Genomic DNA, 24,692 nt, shown 5'->3' with positions numbered 1-24,692 from the left:
CAGCCACTGCCGAGGTTGACCATCACAATGATGGCCATGATTGGAGTAAAGCAGTTGTTCAAAAAACACGCATGTTACTTGAGCCTTTTCCTGCTCGCTGCGCCGTTGGTCGCGACTGCTCAGGATGTACCGGTCGATCATGAGAACCCTGTGCAACAGGTATTCACTCGATTGTCCGATGCCTGTCCGGGGTTGGCGGTGCACCTGGACATTCCCGCCCAGAGCCTGTTACAGGCTTTTTACCAACAGCAGGGTGACCAGCCGGTCTGGTCGTCCAGCGCACGTTTGGAGGCGTTGCAGGCCCAGTTGCAGCAACTGGCCGACGATGGCCTGGACCCGGCCGACTACCGTTCGCCGGCCAGTGCGCTCGCGGGCGACGCGCTGTGCGCCGACCTGAGCTTCAGCCAGCATTACCTGCAGGCCTTGCATGACCTGCATTACGGCCGTCTGTCGCAGGCCCGTTTCGAGCCGATGTGGCACGCCCATCCCTCACAGCTGGATCGCCAGGCGCAGGTGCTTGCCATCGCCGGGCCCGGCCTGCAGGACATCCCGGCGGCCTTCGCGCTGGCGCGGCCGAGCCTCGAGCAATATCAGAACCTGCGCCAGCTGTATGCCCAGCAGCGCCAGCTGGCGTTGCCCCATTGGCAGCCGCTTCCCAGCGGGCCGCTGTTGCGTCCGCAGATGCAGGACGCGCGAGTGCCGGAACTGGCGCAACGGTTGTTCAAGGAGGGGTACCTGGGCACCCTCGCCAACGAAGGCGACACCCTTTACAGCAGCGACCTGGTGAGTGCGGTGAAAAGCTTCCAGCTCAGCCATTCGCTGCAAGCCGATGGGGTGATCGGCGCGGGGACCTTGAATGAACTGAACATCAGCCCGCAGATGCGCCGCGAACAGCTGCGCATCAACCTCGAACGCTTTCGCTGGCTGGCGCAGGACATGGAGCCCGACAGCCTGCTGGTCAACCTGGCCGCGGCGCAGTTGATCGTCTATCAGGGCGGCGTGCCGGTCTGGCAGACCCGGACCCAGGTGGGGCGTGCCGAGCGCCAGACGCCCTTGTTGAAATCCCAGGTCACGCGCCTGACCCTGAACCCGACCTGGACGGTGCCGCCGACCATTTTCCGCGAAGACAAACTGCCGGAAATTCGCCGCGACCAGTCCTTCCTCAATCGGCAGAACCTGCAGGTGCTCGACAGCGAAGGGCATCCCCTGGCGGTGGAGGATATCGACTGGGACAACCCCGGCAATATCCTCCTGCGCCAGGAAGCCGGACCGAGAAACCCGCTGGGACAGATGGCGATCCGCTTCCCCAACCCGTTTTCGGTGTACCTGCACGACACGCCCAGCCAGGCGCTGTTCAACAAGGGACCAAGGGCCTTCAGTTCGGGCTGCGTGCGGGTCGAGCATGCGTTGCAGCTGCGCGATCTGCTGGTGAGCCCGGCGGAACGGGTGCGCACCGACGAATTGCTGAGCACCGGGCTCACTCATGAGTTCAGGCTATCGACGCCAGTACCAATCCTGCTCACGTACTGGACGGCGCAAGCCGACAGTCATGGCCAGCTGTCCTATGCCCCGGACATCTACGGACGGGACGCGGCCTTGCTGGTGGCGCTGGACAGCAAGCTTTGAGGGCTTGGCCACTGGCATGGCACGCTGTGCCTTTGGTCAGGAACCGCTGAACATCTGTCGGCGCGCGACGATCTGAATAAGTAAGAGGGCCATGAAGGAGAATCGGAAATGGTTCAGCGTCGCCGTCATCACATCTCGCAGTTGTCCCTTCGTATCGAAGGCCTGCGGGCCAATGTCCTGCAATTCAAGCAGGATGAGTTCCAGATCCAGCAAGCCCTGTGCGGCGCTTCGGCGACAGCGAAGGTGCGCGATCTGGAGGATGCCTTCGATGAGATCCGGGAATCGATCAATCACACCGAGGCCTTGCTGGAAGCCCTGGTCCAGGTCGCAGTTGGAGCCGGGGAAGAGGGTGCAGGAGCTTGCCAGGCCGCTGGACGTTAAGGAAGGCCGGCGCTGGGGGCGCCTACGGGCACCGTTAAACGATTGATGAAAACCCGGCCGCTGCGCCGGGTTTTTTATGGCGACACGAATGGCTATCATCGCTCGGTGATTTTTCAGCGTAGGGCGCCATGGCCTTTTTCGAGTTATTCGACCAATTCATGAGAAGCATGCTGGCGGCTTGGCTCTTTGTCGGTATCTGCCAGCTGGCCCGGTTCGTCTTCTCGCAGACTCCGTCCAGGTTGTCCGGATGGATCACCCTCGCCGGGCTGGCCTTCTTGATGGTCTACCCCTGCGGTTGGGACTGGGCTTCCGGCTTCATGGAAAACGCCTGGGTGGCGATGTGCAGGGTCTACCAGCATTCGGCCTCTCAACTGGCGCTGTTTCTGGCCGATGCGGCGGGCGCGGCATTGGGCGGCCTGGTCGCCTACCTGATGTCCCGCTATGTCATGGCCGCCCCGGCGCCACTGAAACCTGCCGGCTGAAGCGCTGACAGATACAAAAACAGCCTCGCCACTGTGCGGGGCTTTTTATTGCCTTCGCAAAATCGGACCTGTCGTCTCTAACCCTTGATGGGGAGTGGCCACCGACTGGCGTGAATCAATGGGCTGTGCCTTACTCGAACTTCATTTACTGAGGGATGCGGCCATGACTGAGCGTCATTTGAATCACAGTGAAACGCTTTCGAATGGATGCAAGATCAAGGTGCGATCAGAGATCCTCAGAGATGGCTCGCTCAAGATGTTCATCGGCATCTACACGCCGGATGGCAGCGTTATCGTCGAAGACAATGACCTGGCCCCGGATGGCCTGGACATGGAGGATGCGTTTGAGTGGGGGATCGACAGGGCCAAGAAGATTGGCAGCGGGCAGAAGGTTCAATGACAGGTAAGGCCGCGTACTAAATAGGCCGGCAATGCAGAGAACCAGGTAAATTGGCCGGCCAAGGAACTGAATGGATGCAAGAGCATGTTCAAGTTGAACGCCCTGGTGCCGGAACTGATCGTTTCGGACCTGCAGCAGAGTCTGTATTTCTACTGTGATGTGTTGGGTTTCAGGGTCGAGTACGACCGACCCGAAGACCAGTTTGCCTTTCTCTCCTTTGGCAACAGCCAGATCATGCTGGAGCAGGACTGGCACGACGATTCGCCATGGCGCGTGGGCCCCCTGGAGCCGCCCTACGGCCGTGGCATGAACCTTTCCATCGAGTGTCCGGATGCACAGGCTCTGGTTTGTGCGCTTGAAAAGGCGGGCTGCCCGATCAGGAGGCCTGTCGAAGAGCATTGGTACCGTAGCAATGACCGGCAATTCGGGCAGAGGAATTTCCTGGTCCTGGACCCTGATGGTTATCTGCTTCGTTTTGCAGAAGATATTGGCGTGAAATAGCTGCCAGGCGATGCCGGAAACCTGTGCGGTCCAATTGGCTCCACACCGTTTGCCGGCTATCCGCTCGCGCAGGGGCTGTTGGCGATTGAGGCGTAGAATAGCGGTGCTACCTCGTCAAAAGGAGCCCCATATGATCGCCGACCAAGTAAGCAAACAGGCGTCGGAGCAAAGAGTCTGGGATCAATACTTCTGCGCTGCGTTGATTGCCGAAAGCAATCTGACGGCACCGGTCGTAGGAGAGGCCACTCATGAAGACAGGCAGAACCTGTTGATCGAAAGAGCCAAAACTCTCGCCGACAAGATGATGGCATGTAGAAAATAATCGAAGCCCAGCCAGAGTGCTGGGCTTTTTGTATCCTCCTCCTTCTTCTTGCACAGGGACGCGATCATGAATTGGCAAATCAGACAGGCCGTCTTGAGCGATATCGAATGGTTGGTGCGTGTGGATCCTATCGCGGCAAAAGATCACGGCCGTCGAGCACAAATAGAAAGGGTAGTAGGCACGGGCGAATGCTGGGTTGCTTGTGAGACGAACGATCCCAGTGTCCCGATCGGTTACGGCTGTTTGGACACAAGTTTTTTCGGGGAGTGGTTCATCCCGCTTGTAGTCGTCTCAAACGCTCATAGACGTTCTGGTGTAGGTCGGCAAATCGTTGCTCACTTAGAGCATTGTTCCTCTGCCAGAAAGATCTTCACTTCGACCAACACGTCCAATACACCCATGCGGCAATTGTTGGTACAGCTTGGATATCAATACAGCGGGACTGTGGAGAATCTTGACCCTGGTGATCCAGAGCTGATTTTTGTGAAGTTTTTGAATTAACTCCGCACAACAACGGCGGCAAGGTCTTCACCATCCATGTTGCGCTGTCGACGCTGGTTACCTTTGTGGTGGGACTCCCAAGCGCAGCGTCGATCCTCAAGCCCCAGAAACGAAAAAGCCCCGAATAATCGGGGCTTTAGCGTGACGAATATGGCGGAGGCGATGGGATTCGAACTCATGGACCTGTTACAGTCGACGGTTTTCAAGACCGTTGCCTTAAACCACTCGGCCACACCTCCGTTTTTGTTGCGGGCGCCATAATACCTGAATGAAACACACTGTCAAACTCTCTGCATGGTGTGTTGCAGAGCGTCTGTTATGATCTTTGCCACTGAACGTTTCAAACCAACAGGAGTGTCGCCATGCGCGAACAGGATTACGCAGTTAATAACAGCGTGCAGGCCGAGCAGCTAGAAGTTAGCCGCGTCCTGCGCAACACCTACGGCCTACTCGCTCTTACTCTCGCCTTCAGTGGCGTGATGGCTTACGTGGCCCAGCAGATGCGGGTTGGTTATCCGAACATTTTCGTGGTGCTGATCGGTTTCTACGGTCTGTTCTTCCTTACCAACAAGCTCCGTGATTCGGCCTGGGGCCTGGTGTCGGCGTTTGCCCTGACCGGTTTCATGGGCTTCCTGCTCGGCCCGATCCTCAACCGTTACCTGGGCATGCAGGGCGGCGCGGAAGTGGTCAGCTCGGCCTTTGCGATGACCGCGCTGGTGTTCGGTGGTCTGTCGGCCTACGTGCTGATTTCCCGCAAGGACATGAGCTTCCTCGGTGGTTTCATCACCGCCGGTTTCTTCGTCCTGCTGGGGGCGACGCTGGCCAGCCTGTTCTTCCAGATCAGCGGTCTGCAACTGGCGATCAGCGCGGGCTTCGTGCTGTTCTCCTCGGTGTGCATCCTGTACCAGACCAGCGCCATCATCCATGGCGGCGAGCGTAACTACATCATGGCGACCATCAGCCTGTATGTATCGATCTACAACCTGTTCGTCAGCCTGTTGCAGTTGTTTGGCATCATGGGTCGCGACGACTGATCGTCAAGCCTGAAACAAAAAGCCCGCTTCGGCGGGCTTTTTGTTGTCTGCGATCTGGTCGCTCGGCCAGGGTCAAGGTGGACCGTGGTAGTGCCCGCAGAGTTTGCTGCCATCCAGGGACGCTATTCGGCAATGATCAGGCTGCCATCGGTTTGTTGCTGATAGATGGTGTAGGGCAACAGCAAGGTGTCGAGTACGCCTGAGACGGCCATGTCGAGCAGCATGGCTTGGTTCGAGGCCGGGCCGGTATGAGTTGTGCCGTTCTCTGGCTCAGGGGCATGCAGGCTGCAGAAATCGTAAGTCACGCCACTGTAGATACGCGGGACGCCACCGCAGTAGGTTTTTCGCTCCTTGAGTTTCTCGCTGGCCACCGCATCCTCCCTGAAGACGGTATCGATGGTTCCACAACCTGGGAGCATCAATGCCGCCAGCAACAGAAAAGAGGTTTTCACGGTGCGAATCCTTCGTCGACGAGGTCCTGAGTCTAGCCAGTTTTCTAGGTGCCAGGGCAAACGCCGTGTGTGAGCCCAGGCATTACACCATCGGCGGCAGCCGCCGTTTCACCGGGCTTTTCTTGACGATCGCGGTGTTGGTTTCCGCGCAGCTGTTGAGGTGGTCGAGCAGGCTGTCCAGTTGCTCCATGTCGCGTACATGCAGGCGGGCGATAAAGCAGTCCTCGCCCGTGACCTTGTCGCATTCGGTGAACTCGGGGATGGCCAGGATCTGTCGTTCGACCTCCTGGAGTTTCCCCGGCAGCGGCCGGATGCGTACGATGGCCTGCAATTGATAGCCGAAGAACTTCGGGTCGACTTCGACGGTATAGGCCTTGAGCACACCACGCTCTTCCAGGCGTCGCAGGCGTTCGGCGACGCTGGGCGAGGACAGCCCGCTGATCTGCGCCAGGGCCTTGAGCGAACGGCGTGAATCTTCCATCAGGGCGCTGATCAGCGCCTGGTCAATTTCGTCGATCATGTCAGCCTCATTAGGTAAAACCTAAGAAATACCTTGATAAAAAAGGTGTAAGACGATTTTAGCCTACCGTTGAGTCTTGAGCGGGGCAGGAGCCGATTGTCATACTTTTGGCTCTTGTTGAGGAGAATGATCATGGACAAATTGTTACGCCGCGGCTCACTGGAAATGACCGCCGCCATGTTGATTTCCGGCACCATCGGCTGGTTCGTGCTGGTGTCCGGGCAGCCGGTGCTGGACGTGGTGTTCTGGCGCTGCGTGTTCGGCGCCGCGACCCTGCTGCTGATCTGTGCCGGCTTCGGCTTTCTGCGCCCCGGCATCCTGACGCGCACCACCTTTCTCCTCGCGGTGCTCAGCGGTGTCGCCATCGTCGGCAACTGGGTGCTGCTGTTCGCCTCCTATTCCCGGGCCTCGATCGCCATCGGCACCGCGGTCTACAACGTCCAGCCGTTCATGCTGGTGGGGCTGGCGGCGCTGTTCCTCGGCGAGAAAATCACCGCGCAGAAACTGTTCTGGCTGAGCATTTCCTTCGCCGGGATGCTGGCGATCGTCAGTGCCCATGGCGAGCAGGGCGCGGCGGGCAATGACTATCTGCTGGGGATCGCCCTGGCGCTGGGGGCGGCCTTGCTGTATGCCTTCGCCGCGCTCTTGATCAAGCGCCTGACCGGCACGCCGCCGCACCTGATCGCGTTGATCCAGGTCTGCACCGGGGTGTTGCTGCTGGCGCCCTGGGCCAACTTCTCCGCGCTGCCCGCCGCTCCCGGTGCCTGGGCCAGCCTGCTGACCCTGGGCATCGTCCACACCGGGGTGATGTACGTGCTGCTGTACGGCGCGATCCAGAAACTGCCGACCGCGCTGACCGGCGCGCTGTCGTTCATCTATCCGATCGCGGCGATCTTCGTCGACTGGTTTGCCTTCGGCCATCGCCTGGAGCTGCTGCAATGGATCGGCGTGATCGCCATCCTGCTGGCGGCGGCCGGCATGCAGCAGGGCTGGAGCCTGGGCTTGCGCCGTCGGGTGGCGGCGCAGTGAGCATTGGGTACCGGTGAGTGACTGGTCGCCGAATTAATACGAATGATAAGTAACTACCCGATTTGCCAGCTATTTATTGCCTTGACAGGCGGGGACGCACCACTAAGGTTTTAACTCAGGGTGAAAGATTCAAGCGCAACCCTTCGTCGTTGATTCAAAGGTTTCAAGTCCTCAAACCCGGTTCTGGGTTGCGTGTCTTTTTTGCTGTTCAGATGTGACATCTACCGTCCCCCGATTCGGGTCGGTAGGTCGTTACCGAATGCCGCCATGGCGGCGGATCCCAGGCAACCAACGACTCTCGTCTACAGGGCAGGGGGCGTATGGGGAGCGATCATGACGACTCGACGCAAGGTACCCGGTGTTCGTAACTACGACGGTCCCGCTGGCGGCTGGGGGGCGCTCAAGGCCACCGCGACAGCGGTTAGAGAGCAGATGGATACGCTGAAAGCGCCCATCACCCTGATGCGCACCAACCAGCCTGATGGCTTTGACTGCCCAGGCTGCGCCTGGCCCGACAAGGAGCACAAATCCACCTTCCAGTTCTGTGAAAACGGCGCCAAGGCGGTGACCTGGGAGGCGACCAACAAGCGGGTCACCCCGGACTTCTTCGCCAATCATCCGGTCGCCTCGTTATTGCACCGCAGCGATTACGAGCTGGAGGACCTGGGACGTATCACCCATCCCCTGGTATATGACCGTGCCAGCGACACCTACCAGCCGATCGAATGGGAGGCGGCGTTCGCGCGAATAGGCGAGATACTCCGGGGGCTGCAACCGGAGCAGGTCGAGTTCTATACCTCTGGCAGGGCCTCCAATGAAGCGGCCTATCTGTACCAACTGTTCATCCGGGAATACGGCAGCAACAACTTTCCCGATTGTTCCAACATGTGCCACGAACCGACCAGCGTCGGGTTGCCGCGATCCATTGGTATCGGCAAAGGCACGGTGTCGCTGGACGACTTCGATACCTGCGAACTGATCATCTCCATCGGCCACAACCCCGGCACCAACCACCCACGCATGATGGGCACGCTGCACGAGGCCTCGCGGCGCAAGGTGCCGATCATGGTCTTCAATCCCCTGCGCGAACGCGCGCTCGAGCGCTTTGCCGATCCGCAGAACATGATTGAAATGGCGACTTACGGCTCCACCCGGATCGCCTCGTCCTACTTCCAGGTAAAAGCCGGAGGCGACGCGGCGGCGATCAAGGGGATCATGAAAGCGCTGCTGGAGCTGGAGCGGATGGTGGGCGAAGTCCTCGACCATGACTTCATCGCCCAGCACACCCAGGGTTTCGACGAGCTGGTCGCCGATTTGCACGCCACGGCCTGGCCCGATATAGAACAGGCCAGCGGCCTGCAGCAGGCCGAGCTGGAAAAGGTCGCCGCCGCTTACGCAAAATCCAACGCCACCATCGTCACCTACGGCATGGGCATCACCCAGCACAACGAAGGCACGGCCAATGTCCGGCTGATCTGTGACCTACTGATGTTGCGCGGTAACTTTGGCAAGCCTGGCGCGGGCATTTGCCCGTTGCGCGGCCATTCCAATGTCCAGGGCAACCGGACCGTGGGCATTACCGAGAAGCCGTCGAAGGCATTTCTCGACAGGCTGGAGAAAGTATTCGGCTTCAAGCCGCCAGCGGCCCACGGCCACGATTCGGTAAAAGCGATGCAGGCCATGATCGCGGGCACGGCCAAGGCGCTGATTTGCCTGGGAGGCAATTTCGCCGTCGCCTTGCCCGATCCGGGCCAGTGTTTTCCGGCCATGGGCAAGCTCGACCTGAGCGTGCATATCGGCACCAAGCTCAATCGCTCCCATCTGCTGGTCGCCAAGGAGTCCTATCTGTTCCCCTGCCTGGGTCGCACCGAACTGGATGTGCAGGACGGGATGCGCCAGTCGATCACCGTCGAGGATTCGATGTCGATGGTCCACGCATCGGCCGGCAAGCTGACCCCGGCCTCCGAGTTCCTGCGCTCGGAGCCGGCGATAGTGGCCGGCATTGCCCAGGCCACGCTGCCAGGCAGCAAGGTGCCCTGGCAGGCGCTGGTCGCCGACTACGACAAGATCCGCGACCTGATCGAGAAAACGGTGCCCGGCTTCGAGGCGTTCAACCAGCGCATCCGCGTGCCGGGCGGGTTCCGCATGCCGCTGCCGCCCACCGAGCGCATATGGCTCACGCCCTCGGGCAAGGCCGAGTTCTTTGTCTTTCCCGGGCTGCATGAAGACAAGGTGGTCGATGGCGCGGACGTCCTGCGCCTGATCACTATTCGCAGCCATGACCAGTACAACACCACCATCTATGCCATGGACGATCGTTATCGCGGGGTATTCGGCCGGCGCGACGTGTTGTTCATCAATCAGGCGGACCTGGATGCCCGTGGCCTGGCCCATGGCGACCTGGTGGATATCGAGACGGTCACCCAGGGGCGCAAGCTGCGCTACGAGAAAATCACCGCGATCGAATACAAGATTTCCCCGGGCTCGGTCGCGGCCTATTACCCCGAAGCCAACCAGCTGGTGCCGCTGGATTACATCGACGTGGATAGCGGGACGCCGTCCTACAAATCGGTTCCGGTACGGATTGTGCGCTCGACGCTGAACTGACCCTGGCGATCCAGGGAAGGGGGCGCATGGGGCGCCCCTTTTTTCATCGGTGGGCTTTCATGAGCGCGAGACTCGCTGCCGGACTGCAGCGCCGCGATTATTTGCTACTCTGCGGTCTTTCCCGTTCCGCCGAGTGCTCATGCCCATGTCCAACGATATTCCTGAACCGCAATCCGTCTGCAACCCGATTACCAGCAGCGCGATCTTTATCGTCGCCACCCTGGCCCCCGGCAGTGACGCCGCCGCCAAGGTGCGGGGCTGGTGCGAGGGTGTGGCGGGCCTCACCCGTTCGGTCGGCAAGCGGGTGCCCGCGGGTAACCTGTCGTGCGTCTGCGGTTTTGCTTCGGCGGCCTGGGACCGGCTGTTTGGCGGTCCGCGCCCGGCCTCGCTGCATGCCTTTCGCGAGTTCGGCCCGCAAGAGCGCCGGGCCGTGGCGACCCCCGGCGATATCCTGCTGCACATTCGCGCGGACCAGATGGACCTGTGCTTCGAACTGGCGACGCAACTGATCGGGGCATTGGGCGATGCGATCTCGGTGGTCGATGAGGTGCAGGGTTTCCGCTACTTCGACATGCGCAGCATCATCGGTTTTGTCGATGGCACGGAAAACCCGGTCGGGCGCAAGGCCATCGAGTTCACCCTGGTCGGCGATGAAGACCCGGCGTTCAGCGGCGGCAGTTATGTGCTGGTGCAGAAGTACCTGCACAACATGAACGCCTGGAACGAGCTGTCGGTCGAGGCGCAGGAACGTATCATCGGGCGCAAGAAGCTGTCCGATATCGAACTCGACGATGCGGTCAAGCCGACCTCTTCCCACAGTGCCTTGACCACCATCACCAAGGACGGCGAGGAGGTGAAGATCCTGCGCGACAACATGCCGTTCGGCCGGCCCGGGGCGGGGGAGTTCGGCACCTATTTCATCGGTTACGCGCGCTCGCCGGAGCCTATCGAGCAAATGCTGGAAAACATGTTCGTCGGTCGGCCGGCGGGCAACTATGACCGTCTGCTGGATTTCAGCACGGCGGTGACCGGCGGCCTGTTCTTCGTGCCTTCCGCCGATCTGCTGGAAGCGTTGGCCGAACGCCAGCCCTGATCCAGATGTAAAGAGCCCGCGAGGTGAGGGCCTCGCGGGCTCGTTGCATCTGGCGGATGCTATTCAATGGTTGCCGGGACCGCGCACCGGGAAAGGCGCCGGGCCTTTACCGATGCGATCAGCAATCAGTGAGTGCTCATGCCGGCCATGTGCATCATCAGCCGCAACAGACCGGCCACCGCACCCAGGGCCAGCACACCGCCCAGCCAGATGCCCACCAGCCATGCCAGCCGCCGATACCAGGGGGCGCTCGGGTGGCCGGTGGTCGATACCTCAGAGCGTTCCATAAGCCAACTCCATCATCAGTGCGGTGGCGGCGGCCAGCATCACCAGCCCGCCGAGGAACAGCAGGCTCAGCTGCGCCACCTGCTGGTAGAAAGGCCTCAGCCTGGCAGGGGGGCGAAGGGTTTCGCTGTCAATGGTAACCATCGCCGATCCTCACTTTGCCGCGGAACACGTAGTAGCTCCAGCAGGTGTACATCAGGATGATCGGCAGGATGAACAGGGTGCCGATCAGGATGAACAGCTGGCTGGACGGGGGCGATGCGGCCTGCCACAGGCTGATGGAAGGCGGCACGATGTTCGGCCAGATGCTGAAGGCCAGGCCGATGTAGCCGAGGAATACCAGCGCCAGGGTGAACACGAACGGCCAGTGCGAGTGATGCTGGCGCAAGGTGCGCAGCAGCCCGAACAGCGCCAGCAGCGCGAGAACCACAAGAGCGCCGAAGACCACGATATGCGCGTGGGTGAACCAGCGGCTGGCGATCTCCGGGTGCAGCATGGGCGTCCACACACAGAGCACCGCGACCACCGCCATCAGCACGAACGCCAGCGGCCGGGTGTAGTGGCGCATGCGCGATTCGAGCATGCCTTCGGTCTTGACCAGCAGCCAGGTGCTGCCCAGCAGTGCGTAGGCGACGATCAGGCCCAGGCCGCAGAACAGCGGGAACGGCGCCAGCCAGTCCAGGTTGCCGCCGGCGAACTGGCGATCGACCACCGGGATCCCGGCGATATAGCTGCCAATCACGATGCCTTGGCAGAAGGTCGCCAGCAGCGAGCCGCCGATGAACGCCATGTCCCAGATATGGCGTTTTTCCGGGCTGGCCTTGAAGCGGAACTCAAAGGCCACGCCGCGGAAGATCAAGCCGGCCAGCATGAAGATCAGCGGCAGGTACAGGGCCTCCAGAATCACCGAATAGGCCAGCGGGAAGGCCCCGTACAGCGCCGCGCCACCGAGGATCAGCCAGGTCTCGTTACCGTCCCAGACCGGCGCCACGGTGTTCATCATCACATCGCGCTCCTGCGCGTCCGGGATGAGCGGGAAGAGGATCCCCAGTCCCAGGTCGAAGCCATCCATGATGACGTACATCATCACCCCGAAAGCGATGATCACGCCCCAGATCAACGACAGATCTATACCTTGAATGCCCATGGGCAAGCTCCTTGTTCAGTTGGCGGGGTTGCCGGACGCGAAGGTCTCGGTGACCGCGGACAGCGGCCGGCGCGGCGTGCGGTCCTGGCCGGGGCCGCCTTGTGGCGGATGATCGTGATGCGGCTGCGGGCCTTTGCGGACCAGCTTCATCATGTAGGCGATGCCGACGGTGAACACCGAGAAGTAGATCAGCACGAACAGCGCGAGCGAGATGCTCAACTGGCTGACCGAGTGGTTCGACGCCGCATCGGCGGTGCGCTGCAAGCCGTACACCACCCACGGCTGGCGGCCGACCTCGGTGGTGATCCAGCCGGCCAGCATGGCGATCAGGCCGGTCGGGCCCATGAACAGCACCAGGCGCAGGAACAGCCGGTTGCGGTACAGCGCGCCGTTGCGGCGCAAGGCCAGGCCGAGCAGGCCGGTGAGGATCATCAGCATGCCCAGCCCGGCCATGATCCGGAAGCTGAAGAAGATGATGGTCGCGTTCGGCCGGTCCTCTTTCGGGAAGCTCTTGAGCGCCGGGATCTGCTTGTCCAGGCTGTGGGTCAGGATCAGGCTGCCCAGGTAAGGCACTTCGAGCGCATAACCGGTCTTCTCGGCGTCCATGTCGGGGATGCCGAACAGCACCAGCGGCGTCGGTTCATTGCCGATGTTTTCCCAGTGGCCTTCGATGGCGGCGATTTTCGCCGGCTGATGTTCCAGGGTGTTCAGGCCGTGGGCATCGCCGACCACCGCCTGGATAGGCGCGACGATCAAGGCCATCCACATCGCCATCGACAGCATCTTGCGCACTTGTGGCGTGTCGTTCTTGCGCAGCAGGTGCCAGGCCGCGGACGAGCCGACAAAAAACGCCGTGGCGACGAACGCGGCAATCGCCATGTGCGCCAGGCGGAACGGGAACGACGGATTGAACACGATGGCCAGCCAGTCCATCGGCACGATCCGCCCATCGACGATGGAGAAGCCCTGTGGCGTTTGCATCCAGCTGTTGGAGGCGAGGATCCAGAAGGTCGAGATCAGCGTGCCGATCGCCACCATGACCGTGGAGAAGAAGTGCAGCCCACGGCCGACCCGGTTCCAGCCGAACAGCATCACCCCGAGGAAACCGGCCTCGAGGAAAAACGCGGTCAGCACTTCATAGGTCAGCAGGGGCCCGGTAATGCTCCCGGCGAAGTCCGAGAAGCGGCTCCAGTTGGTGCCGAACTCATAGGCCATGACCAGCCCGGAGACCACCCCCATGCCGAAGTTGACGGCAAAGATTTTCGACCAGAAGTGATACAGGTCCTTGTAGACCGAGTTATTGCTTTTCAGCCAGAGGCCTTCGAGCACTGCCAGGAAGCTGGCCAGCCCGATGGTGATGGCGGGAAAGATGATGTGGAACGAGACCGTGAACGCGAATTGAATTCGCGCCAGGTCGAGCGCTTCCAGGTTTGGCATGACGATACCCTCAGAGTGGCTCGATACCTGTGCACAGCCCGGCCGACCGCGGTGAACCTCGCGGCTCGCGGTCAACGGCAGTGCAGGTTTCGAAAGGGCCGGGGCGACGCTCGCCGCCCCGGGCAGGTTCAATCGACGGAGGACTGGATCAGGTTGCTGACCGGCGCCGGTTCAAGGCGAATCGCGATGAACTTCGAGGTCGGGGTGAAGGTGCGGTCGCCGTAGCTTTCCAGTGGCACCAGAGGGTTGGTTTCCGGGTAGTAGGCGGCGGCCTGGCCGGCGGGAATGTCGTAGGCGATCAGGGTGAAGCCGCTCACCCGGCGCTCGCGACCGTCGCCCCACAGCGAGATCATGTCGACCTTCTGCCCCGGCTCGTAGCCCAGCTTGCGAATGTCCTGCTCGTTGACGAAGACCACGTCGCGCATGCCGTAGACCCCGCGATAACGATCGTCCAGGCCATACAGGGTGGTGTTGTACTGGTCGTGGGAACGCATGGTCTGCAGGATCAGCTCCGGCTTCACGCCCAGGTCGCGCACGCCCTGGCTCACCAGGTGTTCCGGCAATACGCCGGGGGTGAACTGGGCCTTGCCGGTGGCGGTTTTCCAGATGCGCTGGGCGGCGTCGTTACCCAGGTGGAAACCACCGGGGTGCAGCAGCTTCTGGTTGAAGTCCTTGAAGCCGGGAATGGTGTCGGCGATCAGGTTGCGGATGCGGCTGTAGTCCTCGATCACCCAGAGCCAGTCGATGGGGTGGCTGCCGAGGGTGGCGTTGGCGATCCCGGCGATGATCGCCGGTTCCGAACGCATCAGCGGCGACTTGGGTTTCAGCTGGCCGTGGGAAATGTGCACCATGCTGAAGGTGTCTTCCACGGTGACGCCTTGCGGGCCCTGGGCTTGCAGGTCGATATCGGTGCGCCCCAGGCATGGCAGGATCAGCGCCTCGCGGCCGGTGACCAGGTGGCTGCGGTTGAGCTTGGTGGCGATGTGCACGGTCAGCTCGCAGTTGCGCAGCGCGGCATGGGTGCGCGGGCTGTCGGGGGTGGCCTGGGCGAAGTTGCCCCCCAGGCCGATGAACACCTTGGCCCGACCTTCTTCCATGGCGGCGATCGCCATCACCGTGTTGTGCCCGTGCTTGCGCGGCGCCTTGAAGGCAAAACGCGCTTCCAGGGCATCGAGCAACTCGGTGGGGGCCAGTTCGTTGATGCCCATGGTGCGGTCGCCCTGCACGTTACTGTGGCCGCGCACCGGCGACAGCCCGGCGCCCGGACGGCCGATATTGCCGCGCAGCAGTTGCACGTTGACCACTTCCTGCACGGTCAGCACCGAGTGGGTGTGCTGGGTCACGCCCATGGCCCAGCACATGATCACCCGCTTGGCCTTGCGGTACATGCGCGCGGCCAGCTCGATGTCCTCCAGGGACAGCCCGGACTGTTCGAGGATGTGCTCCCAACTGGTGGCGTCGACTTCGGCCAGGTAGGCGTCCAGGCCCGAGGTGTGCTCGGCGATGAAGGCGCGGTCGAACACCGCTTCGCCGTTGTTGGCCAGGGCTTCGCGTTCCCACTGCCAGAGGAACTTGGCGATGCCACGCATGGCTGCCATGTCGCCGCCCAGGGCCGGGCGGAAGTAGGCGGAGGAGGTGGGCTCGGAGCCGTTGGTGAGCATCTCCAGCGGATGCTGCGGGTGCTGGAAGCGTTCCAGGCCACGCTCTTTCAGCGGGTTGAAACAGATCACCTGGGCACCGCGTTTCACCGCTTCACGCAGCGGTTCGAGCATCCGCGGATGGTTGGTGCCGGGGTTCTGGCCGATGACAAAAATCGCGTCGGCTTCCCCCAGGTCCTCGAAGGTCACCGTGCCCTTGCCTACGCCGACGCTGTCGTCCATGCCCAGGCCGCTGGCCTCGTGGCACATGTTCGAGCAGTCGGGGAAGTTGTTGGTGCCGTAGGCGCGCACGAACAGCTGGTAGAGGTAGGCGGCCTCGTTGCTGGCCCGGCCCGAGGTGTAGAACTCGGCCTGGTCGGGCGACTCCAGCCCGTTCAGGTGCCTGGCGATCAGGGCGAAGGCGTCGTCCCAGCTGGTTTCGACGTAGCGATCCAGGCTGGCGTCGTAACGCATCGGGTGGGTCAGGCGACCCTGGTATTCGAGCCAGTAGTCGCTTTGCGCCGCCAGTGCCGACACCGTGTATTTGTTGAAGAAGGCCGGGTTGACCAGGCGCCCGGTGGCTTCCCAGTTGACCGCCTTGGCGCCGTTCTCGCAGAACTTGACCATGCCGTTTTCCGGCGACTCGCCCCAGGCACAGCCCGGGCAGTCGAAGCCGCCGTTCTGGTTGGTCTTGAGCATGGTGCGAATATTCTTGAAAGCGTTTTCGCTGCCCAGCCAGTTCCTGGTCACGGCAATCAATGCGCCCCAACCGGCCGCCGCCCCCTTGTACGGTTTATAGCGTTCAACTTCGCTCATGATACTTCTCCAGGACATTGCACGTAGGCTGCGCCTAATGCCGAGTCATTGTTAATGACTGTTTTCTTGTGTGCATGAATAACCAACTTTAAGTAGCCGTTAATTACAGGCTGCACAGGTTTATGCACTTCGCGGATATTGCTTCAGGACTGCGGGGTCAAGCCTAAGCCGCTTATAAAGTGCCTGTCTAATCGCAAATAATGACCGGATGATCGAAATGCTCTATCAAGGAAAAAATCGATAATAATCAATTAAATAACTACTTAATGTGGTTCGGAATTGGATGATTTTTCTTCTGATAAATCCCATCGATCAACCGGTTGTTAATAGCAATTAGACGGTGATTTGAAATGTCCTTAGTCTTGCCTCAAACAAGGCCCTCTATAACGGTGGCCTTCCAATAACGGCACTCGGGTCGATACACCTGAAGTGCTGACGGAGGCGGTAATGTCAGATCGAATCCTGCAGGATGGTTTTTCCAGGCGAGTCGACTATCTGCGAATGTCGGTGACCGATCGCTGCGATTTTCGCTGTGTGTATTGCATGGCCGAAGACATGCAGTTCCTGCCGCGGCAACGGATCCTGACCCTGGAGGAGCTCTATCAGCTGGCGCAAAGTTTCGTCGCCCTGGGCACCCGGAAAATCCGCCTGACCGGGGGCGAACCCTTGATCCGCCCGGGCGTCGTCGAGCTGTGTCGGCGCATCGCCGCGCTGCCGGGGCTGCGCGAGCTGTGCATGACCACCAATGGCTCGCAGCTGGGCAAGCTGGCGGCACCCTTGTTCGAGGCCGGGCTCAAGCGCCTGAACATCAGCATCGACAGCCTCGATGCCAGGCGCTTTCGCGAGCTGACCCGCACCGGCGACCTGGCCCAGGTGATTGCCGGCATCGATGCGGCGAACGCCGCCGGTTTCCAGCACACCAAGCTCAACTGCGTGGTGATGAAAGGGCGCAACGATCACGAGATCAACGACCTGGTGGGCTTTGCCATCGACCGTGGGCTGGACATCTCCTTTATCGAAGAGATGCCCCTGGGGGTGATCAGCGAACACAGCCGCGCCGATGCGTTCTTTTCCAGCGCCCAGGTGCGCGAGCGCATCGCCGAGCGCTACACCCTGATCGACTCCACCGAATCGACCCAGGGGCCGTCGCGTTACTGGCGCCTGGCCGAGGCACCGGAGATTCGCCTGGGGTTCATCTCGCCCCACAGCCACAACTTCTGCGCCACCTGCAACCGGGTGCGGCTGACCGTCGAGGGCCGGCTCCTGCTGTGCCTGGGCAACGAGCATTCGGTCGATTTGAAGCAGGTGCTGCGCAGCCATCCGGGCGAGCCGCAGCGCCTGGAGCGGGCAATCATCGAGGCGATGAAAATCAAGCCGTACCGCCACAACTTCGCACTCAATGACGAGGTGCAAGTGGTGCGGTTCATGAACATGACCGGCGGCTAGCCCGCGCGGTTTTCCCCTCTGCAAAAAGGCTGTCTTGCGATGATCGTCAGATCCAAACCCAACCTGATCAATGTGCTGATCTCCCTCAAGGGCTCGATTGCCAAGCGCATCGCCCTGCGCAGCCTGCTGGTGACCCTGCTGGCCTCGGCCATCGTGTTTATCGAGACCCTGTACCCGACCTATTTCTCCAGGGTCAATGCCACGCCGTTCACCCTGCTGGGCCTGTCGCTGTCGATCTTCATGAGCTTTCGCAACAACGCCTGCTACGACCGCTGGTATGAAGCGCGCAAGGCCCTGGGCACGCTGGTGACTGAGGTGCGTTCGATGATCCGCGAAACCCAGGCGATCAAGGACCCGCGGCAGCGCGGCAGGATCCTGCGCGACCTCTGCGGCTTCGCTCATGCGCTCAACGCCAGGCTGCGCCAGGAAGACGAGCTGAGCGCGGCGGGCACCTGGCTGAGCCAGTTGCCGCCGGCCCAGGCGCCCAACGTGCCGGACAGCATCCTGCGCCATGTCGGGCAACAGTGTTCGACCCTGGCCGAATCCGGGGCGATCAGCGAATGGCGCTACACGCTGATGGCCAATCACCTGAGCAGCCTGACCAACGCCCAGACAGTCTGCGAGCGGATCAAGGGCACGCCATTGCCTTTTCCCTACACGCTGTTGCTGCACCGCACCAGCTACATGTTCTGCATCCTGCTGCCCTTTGCCATGGCCGAGCCCCTGGGCTGGCTGACGCCGATCTTCACGGCCATCGTCAGTTACACGTTTTTCGGCCTGGACGCCATTGGCGACGAGCTGGAAGACCCTTTCGGCCGGGACGAGAACGACCTGCCGACCAATGCCCTGGTGCGCACCATCGAGCGTGAAGTGCTCGATGCCCTGGGGGCCACCCAGTTGCCGCCGGTGCTGCAACCGGTGGACTTCGTGCTGAGCTGACCGGCGCCCATGCATTCGCCCCGGTTCCCCCGGGCCACATCACTCAACCCAGCCAACAGGCTGCGAGGATAACCATGAACCACGATTCCACGATCCTGACTCACCTGGACGCCGAAGGCCGGGCCAACATGGTCGATGTCAGCGACAAGCCGCCCACCGACCGCGAAGCCCAGGCCCAGGCCTGGGTACGCATGCAGCCCGCCACCTTGCAACTGATCCAGCGCAACGGCCACCCCAAGGGCGACGTGTTCGCGGTGGCGCGCATTGCGGGCATCATGGCGGCGAAGAAAACCCATGAACTCATCCCGCTGTGCCACCCGTTGCTGCTCAGCTCGATTCACCTCGATCTGAAGGCGGTCGAGCCCGACAGCGTCAGGATTGTCGCCACCTGCCGGCTCAACGGCCGCACCGGTGTCGAGCTCGAAGCCCTCACCGCGGCCAGCGTCGCCGCGCTGACCATCTACGACATGTGCAAGGCGGTCGATCGCGGAATGGTCATCGACAGCATCCAGCTGCTGAAGAAACAGGGCGGGCGATCGGGCAGCTTTGACGCGGGAGTCACAGCATGATCCTGGTCAACTACTTTGCCCGTTATCGCGAGCAACTCGGTATCGGCGGCGAGAAGATCGCGCTGGATGATTCGTTGCGCAGCGTCGGCGACGTGAGGACGTTGCTGATGGCCAGGGGCGAGGCCTGGCAGGCGGTGCTCGGCGAAACCAGCCTGATGTGCGCGCTGAACCAGGACCTGTGCAACCTCGACGCGCCCATCGAGGACTTCGACGAGATCGCGTTTTTTCCGCAAGTCACCGGGGGCTGAGCCATGACCGTGCACGTCCAGGCCGAGGCCTTCGACCTCGATCGACTGCACCGCGAGGTGCACGGCGAGGACCCCGGCGTTGGCGCGCTGGTGACTTTCGTCGGCTATGTGCGTGACCTGAACCTGGGGGAACAGGTCGGCAGCCTGTTCCTCGAACATTACCCGGGCATGACCGAGCGTTCGTTGCAGCGCATCGTCGATGAGGCCAATGAGCGCTGGCCATTGCAACGGGTCAGGGTCGTGCATCGAGTGGGGGCGTTGCAGGTGGCTGAGCCGATCGTGTTTGTCGGCGTCGCCAGCGCCCATCGGCAGGCGGCCTTCGAAGCCTGCGCCTTCCTGATGGATTACCTGAAAACCCGCGCGCCGTTCTGGAAGCGCGAACAGACCTCGTCCGGCGAGCGTTGGGTGCAGGGCAGGGAGAGCGACCAACTGGCCGCCAGTCGCTGGTAGGGTGGGGATGCGCCCTGCGGCGCAGCACCTTCAGTCGGCCGTGGGCGCTTGCCCGGCAAACAGTTTCCTGGCTTCGGCAAAGCACTTTTCGGCAATGGCCGAGCGCGGTTCGGTCTTGCGCATCACCAGGCCCAGGGGCGCCAGCACACTGGCATCCGGCAGGTTGATGAAGGCCAGGTTCTCGATCGGGTTTTCCAGGGTGCTGGACAGCGGCATGATCGAGCAGCAGAAGCCTTCGTGAATCGCCTGGAACAGCTGATAGGTCGAATCGCTTTCGAGGATTGGCTGCAGGTCGAGGCCGCGGCTGCGGAAACTCAGGTCGATGGATTTGCGGTAGTGCATGCCATTGCTGATCATCCCCAGGGGCAGCTCGGCGGCTTCTTCCCAGCTCATTTCGCTGCCTTCGAAATGGAAGTGGCGGGTGTCGTACAGCAGGCCGACGCGGGTTTCGCCGATCTCGAAAAACTCGAAATAGTTCGGGTTCACGTGGTCCAGGTAACACACGCCCAGGTCCAGCTGGTTGTTGCCCAGGCCTTCGATGATCTGGTCCGAGCTCATGGACGACAGGGCGAACTTGAGCTCCGGGAAACTCCTGGAAAGGCCCTGGACGTAGCCGATCGGGTTGAAGCTGCTCAGCGGCACCAGGCCCAGGCGCAGGCTACCGACCAGTTGGCCACGGCACGCGGCGGCCTCGGCGAACAGCCCGTCATGGGCGGCGAGCAGGGTCCGCGCCCAGGCCAGCACCCGTTCGCCGGCCTCGGTGAAACCTTCGAAGCGCTGGCCGCGCTTGACCAGCACCAGGTCCAGTTCGTCCTCCAGGTTGCGCAAGCGCATGGACAGGGTCGGCTGGGTAATGTGGCAGCGCGCCGCGGCCTGGCCGAAGTGTCGGGTCTGGTCCAGGGCGATAAGGAACTTGAGTTGTTTGATGTCCACGATGGCACCTGTTGAAGAAGAGGGTTGATGTCAGGGGTAAGTCCAGGATGCACGAAGCGCCGGGAAATCCCGATCCGACTTTTGGAGGAAAAGACTGTGCGTCCGTTCGGTGACACGCGGAGCTGTTAAAAAAGCCGTTAAAAAAATGCCGTTAAAAAAGTAGCTCAGGGGTATTGAAGTTGCTCAGGCGCGGGTCGTCCTCGGCGCAGACCAGGGCCTGCGGCCGGTGCTTCGACAAGGCGCGCTGCAGGCTGCGTTCGCCGGCGTCCCAGTCGTGTTGCAGGCTTGCCAGCAAGGCCGTGGGGATCAGGCTGAACATGGGTTGCCAGTGGCCGGCCTGTTGCACCATCAGCACCGAGTCCGGGGCAGGGCGCGCCGCCAGCATGGCGCCGATCAGCGCGCCGTCGATTTTCGGCGCGTCGCAGGCGAACACCAGCAGCCACGGATGACGCGCCACTGCCAGGCCGGCGAGCACACCCGCCAGGGGCCCCGGGAAATCCCTCTGCGAGTCTTCGACCAGTTGGTCGGCATAGGCCCGATACTGCTCGGCGTTGCGGTTGCAGGAGATGATCAGGTCGTCGGTGAAAGGTCGGACCGCCGCCTGCACATGGGCGATCAGCGGCTTGCCCTGCCAGGGCAGCAGGCCCTTGTCCCGGCCACCCATGCGCGCGCCACGGCCGCCGGCCAGCAGCAGCACCGAGCAGGGGATGGGCGAAGGGGCGGCGGGGCAGGTCGGGGTCATTGTTCGAGGCACGCTGGTTGGGGGCTCAGACGATCTCATTGTCGCCCCTTCGAGTCCAATCGGAAGTATCGAATGAGCGATCAAAAGGCTCTATCGGCCGCGGATTTCACCGGCGTGGGCCGGCACGTCAGGGGGAAAGAGTCCTTGATAGATATGCTCGATAAAGTGGTCGGCCAGAGTGATTAGACACCGACGGTTTCAGCGCTTTAGCCTCTGGCCATGGTTTTTATGACTGCCCGCCGGAGAAAGACATGAGTGTGAAATCGGATGCATTGTTTGTCCCCCTGAATATTGCCGTGCTGACCGTCAGCGATACCCGCGAATACGCCACCGACACCTCCGGTCAATTGCTCGTCAGCCGCCTGCTGGAAGCTGGCCACACCCTGAGCGAACGCAACCTGCTCAAGGATGACCTGTACAAGATCCGCGCCCAGGTCGCCCTGTGGATCGCCGATGAGGCTATCCAGGTGGTGCTGATTACCGGCGGCACCGGGTTCACCGGGCGCGACAGCACGCCCGAGGCGGTGAACTGTTTGCTGGACAAGCGGATCGACGGTTTCGGCGAGCTGTTCCGGGCGATCTCCATCCTCGATATCGGCACCTCCACCGTGCAGAGCCGGGCCCTGGCCGGGCTGTCCAACGGCACCCTGGTGTGCTGCCTGCCGGGCTCCACGGGCGCCTGCCGGACCGCCTGGGAAGGCATCCTCGCCGAACAACTGGACGCCCGCCACCGGCCGTGCAATTTCGTGCCGCACCTCAAGCAGGTGCAAGCCTGCGGGACCCGCGGATGAGCGCCTCAGCGCTGATGCCGGTGGAGGAGGCCATCGCCCGCTTGCTGGCCATGGCCGAGGCGCAACGTTTGCAGGACAGCGAGCCGGTGGCGCTGGGCGAGGCGCGGCAACGGGTGCTGGCCAGCGACCTGGTGGCGACCCTCGACCTGCCGCCCTGGCCGAATAGCGCCATGGACGGTTATGCCTTGAACCTCGATGCCTGGGACGGCCAGCCGCTGGCGGTGTCGCAACGCATTTTCGCCGGCCAGGCCCCCGAGCCGTTGCGGCCGGGCACCTGCGCGCGAATCTTCACCGGCGCGCCGCTGCCCGAGGGCGCCAACAGCATCGAGATGCAAGAGAACGTCGAGCTGCTTGACGACGGTCGCGTGCGCTTCAAGCAGCCGCTCAAGGCCGGCCAGAATATTCGCCCGCAAGGCCAGGAGAACCGCGCCGGACAAGTGCTGCTGCGCACCGGCAAACGCCTGGGGCCTTTCGAACTGGCTATCGCCGCGGCCCAGGGCTGCACCCATCTGCCGCTGGTGCGGCGGCCACGGGTGGCGTTGCTGTCGACGGGCGATGAACTGGCCGAGCCGGGCACCGCCTTGCGCCCCGGCTGCATCTACAACAGCAATCGCACCCTGCTCAGCCACTGGTTGAATGTCCTGGGCTGCGAGGTGGTCGATGCCGGAATTCTCCCCGACCAGCCGCAGCAGACTCGGCTGCGCCTGGAACAATTGCAGTGCGCCGCGGACCTGATCCTGACCACCGGCGGCGTGTCCGCCGGCGACGCCGATTGCCTCGGCCAGGTACTGCGCGAGTGCGCCACCCCGGTGTTCTGGAAGCTTGCGATAAAACCCGGCAAGCCGCTGACCGTGGGGCGCTTCGGCAGCGTGCCGGTGATCGGCCTGCCCGGCAACCCGACCTCGGCCCTGGTGACCTTTGGCCTGCTGGCCCGGCCGTATCTGTTGCGCATCCAGGGCGTCGAAGAGGTCATGCCCTTGAGCTTCCCGGTCAGCGTCGGTTTCGACTGGCCGAAAGCGGGAGGCCGCCGCGAATACCTGCGGGCCAGGCTGGAGGAGGGCCGTGCGGTGCTCTATCCGAACCAGAGTTCCGGTGTGTTGCTGGGCGCTTCATGGGCCGATGGGCTGGTGGAAATCCTCGAGGGCAGCACCTTGCGGGCCGGCGAGCCGGCGCGCTTCATTCCGTTCAGCGAGTTGTTCTAGCCGGCGCGGTCTGGCGGCAGGCGCGGCGCACTCAGATCTTCCACTGCTCCGAGCTTTTCGCCAGGCGCTGGCGCATCTCGTCGAGGGTGGCCACCAGTTGCCGGGTCAGCAGGCGGTAGCCGTCCAGCGCGCTGTAGACCGAGGTGTCGAGGGGCGAGGAGGCCGGGCCATCCAGGGGCCGCCCCAGGCGTCTGGTGGCGCCGGATTGCAGGGCGCGGGCCATGCCCACCAGCTGTATGCGCACCTGCCGGTGCTCATGTTTCATGAGCTGTTGCAACTGTTCGCGGGCCTGTGGGTCGCTGAGGTCCGGCCGGGTATTGCCGAGGATTTCCAGGGTGCTGAAGCACATGCGCAGGTTGCGCTGGATGGCATCCAGTTCGGTCATGGAGATCCGCACTTCCTTGGACACCGAGGGCATCAGCGAGCGCAGTTGCAGCAAGGTGCTGTTGAGGCGCCCGAGCAACTTCAGGTGTTCGTCGTCGGTCACCGACTGACCGCCGATGATGCGTCCGTAAAGGGTGGCGCAGTCGCGCAAGGCGCTGGCCAGGTTGTAGCGCCAGGAGTAGACCGCATACAGCGGAATGGCGAAGGAAAACGCCAGGGCCAGGGCGATACCGATGAGGATATCCACGGTGCGCCACAGGCCATCGCTGACGTGGTTGTCGCCGTGGCCGGCGACGATGAACACGGTGATCGCCGCCAGCAGCGCGGTGTAGCCGCCCTTGCCGATGGCGTGATAGGAGAAATACCCGCACACCACCGACATCCCCAGGTAGGTCAGCCAGGACAGGCCCAGGTAAGCCTGCTGTACCACCAGCACCAGGCCGACGCCCGCGCCGATCAGGGTACCGATGGCCCGTTCCGCGGCCTTCTTGCCAATGTTGCCGTGGTGCTGCAAGCCGCCGATCACCACCAGCATGGTCACCGACGCCCATTCGCCGTGGGGCAGATTGAGGCCGGTGGTCAGCACGATGGTGGCCAGCAACCCCAGGGCCACGCGCACCGCATGGATCAGCTTGGCGTAGCGGTAGCGCCGATACGGGTCCAGTACCGGGAGCAGGAAGCGGCGCAACAGCGGTGGCAGGCGGAAGGTCTGGCCCAG

28 protein-coding genes and 1 tRNA gene are annotated in these 24,692 nt (G+C 62.3%); 18 read left to right on the top strand and 11 right to left on the bottom strand.

Features of this window, described 5'->3' with window-relative positions; translation table 11 throughout:
- The first annotated feature begins 54 nt into the window (after positions 1-54).
- The 7 genes from CXQ81_RS21055 (at position 55) to CXQ81_RS21025 (ending at position 4,213) form a co-directional block, all read left to right on the top strand.
- Positions 55-1,626: a murein L,D-transpeptidase gene (locus CXQ81_RS21055; protein ID WP_101339457.1), complete on the top strand. Its 1,572-nt coding sequence runs from the start codon at positions 55-57 to the stop codon at positions 1,624-1,626.
- Between the two features lie 108 nt (positions 1,627-1,734).
- Positions 1,735-2,007 (top strand): hypothetical protein, encoded by a 273-nt coding sequence (locus tag CXQ81_RS21050; protein WP_101338460.1) that lies wholly within the window; start codon positions 1,735-1,737, stop codon positions 2,005-2,007.
- Positions 2,008-2,174: 167 nt separating this feature from the next.
- Entirely contained in the window at positions 2,175-2,489 is a 315-nt protein-coding gene (locus tag CXQ81_RS21045) for a hypothetical protein (protein ID WP_178081079.1), read from the top strand.
- A gap of 163 nt (positions 2,490-2,652) precedes the next feature.
- Entirely contained in the window at positions 2,653-2,889 is a 237-nt protein-coding gene (locus tag CXQ81_RS21040) for a hypothetical protein (protein ID WP_178081078.1), read from the top strand.
- A gap of 84 nt (positions 2,890-2,973) precedes the next feature.
- On the top strand, positions 2,974-3,390 hold the full coding sequence (locus CXQ81_RS21035; protein ID WP_101338457.1) for a VOC family protein: 417 nt from the start codon (positions 2,974-2,976) through the stop codon (positions 3,388-3,390).
- A 130-nt stretch (positions 3,391-3,520) separates the two neighbouring features.
- Complete coding sequence (locus CXQ81_RS21030) at positions 3,521-3,712, top strand: hypothetical protein (protein ID WP_007929308.1); 192 nt, start codon at positions 3,521-3,523, stop codon at positions 3,710-3,712.
- 66 nt (positions 3,713-3,778) lie between these two features.
- Positions 3,779-4,213 (top strand): GNAT family N-acetyltransferase, encoded by a 435-nt coding sequence (locus CXQ81_RS21025; RefSeq protein ID WP_101338456.1) that lies wholly within the window; start codon positions 3,779-3,781, stop codon positions 4,211-4,213.
- 151 nt (positions 4,214-4,364) lie between these two features.
- On the opposite strand, the gene CXQ81_RS21020 is transcribed toward CXQ81_RS21025, so the two are convergent.
- Positions 4,365-4,452: transfer RNA gene (locus CXQ81_RS21020), tRNA-Ser, on the bottom strand.
- A gap of 123 nt (positions 4,453-4,575) precedes the next feature.
- Here CXQ81_RS21020 and CXQ81_RS21015 point away from each other — a divergent pair.
- Positions 4,576-5,247, top strand: a complete 672-nt coding sequence (locus CXQ81_RS21015) for a Bax inhibitor-1/YccA family protein (RefSeq protein ID WP_007929309.1) — start codon at positions 4,576-4,578, stop codon at positions 5,245-5,247.
- Positions 5,248-5,369: 122 nt separating this feature from the next.
- Here CXQ81_RS21015 and CXQ81_RS21010 read toward each other — a convergent pair whose 3' ends face one another.
- Positions 5,370-5,699, bottom strand: a complete 330-nt coding sequence (locus CXQ81_RS21010) for a YceK/YidQ family lipoprotein (protein ID WP_101338455.1) — start codon at positions 5,697-5,699, stop codon at positions 5,370-5,372.
- Between the two features lie 82 nt (positions 5,700-5,781).
- Entirely contained in the window at positions 5,782-6,219 is a 438-nt protein-coding gene (locus CXQ81_RS21005) for an Lrp/AsnC family transcriptional regulator (RefSeq protein ID WP_101338454.1), read from the bottom strand.
- A gap of 132 nt (positions 6,220-6,351) precedes the next feature.
- On the opposite strand from CXQ81_RS21005, the gene CXQ81_RS21000 reads away from it, so the two are divergent.
- The 3 genes from CXQ81_RS21000 (at position 6,352) to CXQ81_RS20990 (ending at position 10,948) form a co-directional block, all read left to right on the top strand.
- Positions 6,352-7,248, top strand: coding sequence for a DMT family transporter (locus CXQ81_RS21000; RefSeq protein WP_085534424.1), 897 nt, complete (start codon positions 6,352-6,354; stop codon positions 7,246-7,248).
- A 333-nt stretch (positions 7,249-7,581) separates the two neighbouring features.
- On the top strand, positions 7,582-9,855 hold the full coding sequence (locus tag CXQ81_RS20995) for an FdhF/YdeP family oxidoreductase (protein ID WP_101338453.1): 2,274 nt from the start codon (positions 7,582-7,584) through the stop codon (positions 9,853-9,855).
- Positions 9,856-9,994: 139 nt separating this feature from the next.
- Positions 9,995-10,948, top strand: a complete 954-nt coding sequence (locus CXQ81_RS20990) for a Dyp-type peroxidase (protein WP_101338452.1) — start codon at positions 9,995-9,997, stop codon at positions 10,946-10,948.
- Positions 10,949-11,073: 125 nt separating this feature from the next.
- Here CXQ81_RS20990 and CXQ81_RS20985 read toward each other — a convergent pair whose 3' ends face one another.
- The 5 genes from CXQ81_RS20985 to CXQ81_RS20970 all read right to left on the bottom strand — a co-directional run bounded on the left by CXQ81_RS20985 (position 11,074) and on the right by CXQ81_RS20970 (position 16,270).
- A complete protein-coding gene (locus CXQ81_RS20985; RefSeq protein WP_101338451.1) occupies positions 11,074-11,235 on the bottom strand; it encodes a DUF2474 domain-containing protein in 162 nt (53 codons plus the stop codon).
- Positions 11,222-11,377 (bottom strand): hypothetical protein, encoded by a 156-nt coding sequence (locus CXQ81_RS31275; protein ID WP_007929315.1) that lies wholly within the window; start codon positions 11,375-11,377, stop codon positions 11,222-11,224. Before CXQ81_RS31275 ends, CXQ81_RS20985 begins: the two co-directional genes overlap by 14 nt.
- Positions 11,364-12,380, bottom strand: a complete 1,017-nt coding sequence (gene cydB / locus CXQ81_RS20980; protein ID WP_053261802.1) for a cytochrome d ubiquinol oxidase subunit II — start codon at positions 12,378-12,380, stop codon at positions 11,364-11,366. The genes CXQ81_RS31275 and cydB overlap by 14 nt, the downstream gene beginning before the upstream one ends.
- Before the next feature lie 15 nt (positions 12,381-12,395).
- Positions 12,396-13,817 carry a cytochrome ubiquinol oxidase subunit I gene (locus CXQ81_RS20975; protein ID WP_101338450.1) on the bottom strand — a complete coding sequence of 474 codons (1,422 nt, stop codon included), beginning with the start codon at positions 13,815-13,817 and terminating at the stop codon, positions 12,396-12,398.
- 128 nt (positions 13,818-13,945) lie between these two features.
- Positions 13,946-16,270: an FdhF/YdeP family oxidoreductase gene (locus tag CXQ81_RS20970; RefSeq protein ID WP_007929318.1), complete on the bottom strand. Its 2,325-nt coding sequence runs from the start codon at positions 16,268-16,270 to the stop codon at positions 13,946-13,948.
- A gap of 447 nt (positions 16,271-16,717) precedes the next feature.
- Here CXQ81_RS20970 and moaA point away from each other — a divergent pair, with 447 nt between their 5' ends.
- The 5 genes from moaA (at position 16,718) to moaE (ending at position 19,922) form a co-directional block, all read left to right on the top strand.
- Entirely contained in the window at positions 16,718-17,716 is a 999-nt protein-coding gene (gene moaA / locus CXQ81_RS20965; protein ID WP_007929319.1) for a GTP 3',8-cyclase MoaA, read from the top strand.
- A 39-nt stretch (positions 17,717-17,755) separates the two neighbouring features.
- Positions 17,756-18,655, top strand: a complete 900-nt coding sequence (locus CXQ81_RS20960) for a bestrophin family protein (RefSeq protein ID WP_101338449.1) — start codon at positions 17,756-17,758, stop codon at positions 18,653-18,655.
- Between the two features lie 92 nt (positions 18,656-18,747).
- On the top strand, positions 18,748-19,224 hold the full coding sequence (gene moaC / locus CXQ81_RS20955; protein ID WP_178081111.1) for a cyclic pyranopterin monophosphate synthase MoaC: 477 nt from the start codon (positions 18,748-18,750) through the stop codon (positions 19,222-19,224).
- Complete coding sequence (locus tag CXQ81_RS20950; RefSeq protein ID WP_009044519.1) at positions 19,221-19,472, top strand: MoaD/ThiS family protein; 252 nt, start codon at positions 19,221-19,223, stop codon at positions 19,470-19,472. The genes moaC and CXQ81_RS20950 overlap by 4 nt, the downstream gene beginning before the upstream one ends.
- Positions 19,473-19,475: 3 nt before the next feature.
- Positions 19,476-19,922 carry a molybdopterin synthase catalytic subunit MoaE gene (gene moaE / locus CXQ81_RS20945; protein WP_101338447.1) on the top strand — a complete coding sequence of 149 codons (447 nt, stop codon included), beginning with the start codon at positions 19,476-19,478 and terminating at the stop codon, positions 19,920-19,922.
- 30 nt (positions 19,923-19,952) lie between these two features.
- Here the strand turns inward: moaE and CXQ81_RS20940 are convergent, their stop codons facing one another.
- Together CXQ81_RS20940 and mobA are read right to left on the bottom strand one after the other, a co-directional pair.
- Positions 19,953-20,855: a LysR family transcriptional regulator gene (locus CXQ81_RS20940; RefSeq protein WP_101338446.1), complete on the bottom strand. Its 903-nt coding sequence runs from the start codon at positions 20,853-20,855 to the stop codon at positions 19,953-19,955.
- Between the two features lie 151 nt (positions 20,856-21,006).
- Positions 21,007-21,597, bottom strand: a complete 591-nt coding sequence (mobA, locus tag CXQ81_RS20935; RefSeq protein ID WP_101338445.1) for a molybdenum cofactor guanylyltransferase MobA — start codon at positions 21,595-21,597, stop codon at positions 21,007-21,009.
- Between the two features lie 251 nt (positions 21,598-21,848).
- Between mobA and moaB the strand changes: the two genes are divergently transcribed.
- Together moaB and glp are read left to right on the top strand one after the other, a co-directional pair.
- Positions 21,849-22,388 (top strand): molybdenum cofactor biosynthesis protein B, encoded by a 540-nt coding sequence (gene moaB, locus CXQ81_RS20930; RefSeq protein WP_101338444.1) that lies wholly within the window; start codon positions 21,849-21,851, stop codon positions 22,386-22,388.
- Positions 22,385-23,590, top strand: coding sequence for a gephyrin-like molybdotransferase Glp (gene glp / locus CXQ81_RS20925; RefSeq protein ID WP_101338443.1), 1,206 nt, complete (start codon positions 22,385-22,387; stop codon positions 23,588-23,590). Before moaB ends, glp begins: the two co-directional genes overlap by 4 nt.
- Positions 23,591-23,621: 31 nt before the next feature.
- Here glp and CXQ81_RS20920 read toward each other — a convergent pair whose 3' ends face one another.
- Positions 23,622-24,662, bottom strand: a complete 1,041-nt coding sequence (locus CXQ81_RS20920; RefSeq protein WP_101338442.1) for an FUSC family protein — start codon at positions 24,660-24,662, stop codon at positions 23,622-23,624.
- Positions 24,663-24,692 lie beyond the last annotated feature (30 nt).

This window comes from Pseudomonas sp. 09C 129, from assembly GCF_002843625.1.
GTDB lineage: Bacteria > Pseudomonadota > Gammaproteobacteria > Pseudomonadales > Pseudomonadaceae > Aquipseudomonas > Aquipseudomonas chlororaphis.
Note: the sequence above shows the minus strand (reverse complement) of the source record. Positions and strands in the feature narration are given on the sequence as shown.